Source organism: Plasticicumulans sp. (genome assembly GCF_035331805.1).
Taxonomy (GTDB): Bacteria; Pseudomonadota; Gammaproteobacteria; order Competibacterales; family Competibacteraceae; genus Plasticicumulans.
Genome location: NZ_DAOLKE010000512.1, coordinates 1 through 1,840, shown reverse-complemented (window position 1 = coordinate 1,840; position 1,840 = coordinate 1). Strand labels below are relative to the sequence as shown.

The following is a 1,840-nucleotide window of genomic DNA, read 5'->3' as shown; positions in this document are numbered from 1 at the left end:
CGGCGGTCTACGCTGCGCCGGCCGCCCGACCGGAGCCCGAGCATGCCGCGCCGCCCGTCTGCTGATCCCTCGACTCCGCCGAAGACCCCGGCCGAGCCTCGCACCACCGCCCGCCGCAAGCCCCGCGCCGCTGTCCCGGCACGGCGACGCGCGCCGCGCTACGCGGACGACGGCTTGAGCGGCCTGATCCTGCGCCTGCCGTGGTGGCTGCACCTGCTGATGGCGGTGCTGATGTGGCCGCTGTTCACCGAAGCCCTGCCGCGCCTGCCGGTGCATGAGGCCTGGCAGCTGACGCTGCTGCGCGAATGGGCACCGCGTGGCTGGCCGCTGCTGTCGGCCGGCTGCGTGCTGATGGCGCTCGTCAGTGCGCGCCGCGCCGCCGGCCGCCGTGGCGCAAAGCCGGTCAGCCGCGGCCGGCGCCGGGGCTGAAGGCTCAGATTCCGTCGTCGAAGGGCTGGCGTTCGCGCAGGTGACGGGCTTCGCGGAACATCACGTGGCGCACGATCATCTGGCGGTCCTGCTCGCGCAGGCAGATGAATTCGACGGCGATGCGCCACGGCCAGGCGCTGCGCGGATCGGCGGGCAGGCAGCGGGCGACGCGGGCGCCGGCGACGATCACCGAGCGGTTCGGATGGATCACGAAGCGCAGCTCCAGCGTCGCATCGGTTTCCAGGGCCGTCTCGGCCTCGAACTCGATGCCGCCCGCCGACAGGTTGACGTGGCGGGCGCTGCGCTCGTGCACGCCCATGTCGGCGAGCACGATGGCGCTCGCGAGGATGTCGAGCCGGCGTTCGAGGTTCTCGGTGTATTGCGCGACCAGTGGCTGTTCGCTGCGCAGCTGCGCGAGCAGCCCCTGCGCGTCCTGCGTCAGCGCCGCGTACAGCGGTCCGAAGCCGTAGCCTTCGCTGCCTTCGCCGCGCAGGCGTTCGGCGAGTGCGGCCAGCCCGTCGCCATCGACGCGTGCCCAGGCGAGCACGACTTCATCGGCGACGCGGAAATACTGACGGCGATCCTCGGGCGGCGACGAATCTGTGACGCTCATCGACTGGATGTTCCGGCGGAAGGGGGCGGCGGATCATCGCATCCGCTGCCCCGCGTCGTCATGCGCGACGGGTTTCAGGCACTGATCAGCGGCCGCACGCTGCCACCGGTGGCATAGCGGGCGCGGGCGTCGGCGCCGTACAGGCAGGTGTTCGGGTCCTGGCCGCGCAGCAGCGCCAGCGCGCGTTCGGTGGCGCTGCGACTGGCAGCGATCACCGCGCCGTTGATGCCGTTCTGCTTCCAGGCGCGACCGGCGACATCGAGCAGTTCGCGCCACAGCGCGTTCAGCCGGAAGCGATCCTCGGTCGGCACCGCGGCGATGCAGGCTGCGAGGCCGGCGGCATCGGGCGGATAGCCGCTGCCGAGCAGGTGCTGCATGCGCCCGGCGGCGATCTGCTGCAGCCGTCCGGCCGCGGTTTCCTTGGCGCGCACGACGGCCTCGAGCGTGTCGGCATCGTGGCGTTCGCGCAGCGCCGAGTATTCCTGTTCGAGCACGGCGAGCAGGGCGCGCGTCGCGGCGAGTTCCTGCTCGATCAGCACGGTCAGCATGTCAGTCTCCTGCACCCGGGGCGGACAGGTCACGCTCGAACTCCAGCAGCTTGCCGGCGACACGCCGGCTGTCGACGCGGTATTCGCCGCGTTCGATCGCCTTGCGCAGCTCCGCCACCCGCGCCGAATCAAAGGCCGGGGTTTCGGAGAGCTTCGATTCGACCTCGCGCAGCTGGCGGGACTGCGGGGTCAGGCTGACCGCGTCGGTGGCCGGCGCGCTGCCGCCGGTGCGGGAGGTGGCCGCGGGGTC

4 protein-coding genes are annotated in these 1,840 nt (G+C 72.3%); 1 reads left to right on the top strand and 3 read right to left on the bottom strand.

Annotated features, from left to right (window positions below; translation table 11 throughout):
* Positions 1–174 precede the first annotated feature (174 nt).
* The gene (locus PKE44_RS18945) at positions 175–429 is read left to right on the top strand and encodes a hypothetical protein (protein WP_324554335.1); all 255 of its coding nucleotides are present in this window, start codon (positions 175–177) and stop codon (positions 427–429) included.
* Positions 430–433: 4 nt separating this feature from the next.
* Here the strand turns inward: PKE44_RS18945 and PKE44_RS18940 are convergent, their stop codons facing one another.
* The 3 genes from PKE44_RS18940 to flgM all read right to left on the bottom strand — a co-directional run.
* Entirely contained in the window at positions 434–1,042 is a 609-nt protein-coding gene (locus PKE44_RS18940) for a PilZ domain-containing protein (RefSeq protein ID WP_324554333.1), read from the bottom strand.
* Between the two features lie 74 nt (positions 1,043–1,116).
* Positions 1,117–1,590, bottom strand: coding sequence for a flagellar protein FlgN (locus PKE44_RS18935; RefSeq protein WP_324554331.1), 474 nt, complete (start codon positions 1,588–1,590; stop codon positions 1,117–1,119).
* A gap of 1 nt (position 1,591) precedes the next feature.
* Positions 1,592–1,840, bottom strand: a 249-nt coding sequence (gene flgM / locus PKE44_RS18930) for a flagellar biosynthesis anti-sigma factor FlgM (RefSeq protein WP_324554329.1), incomplete at its 5' end; no start/stop codon positions are given.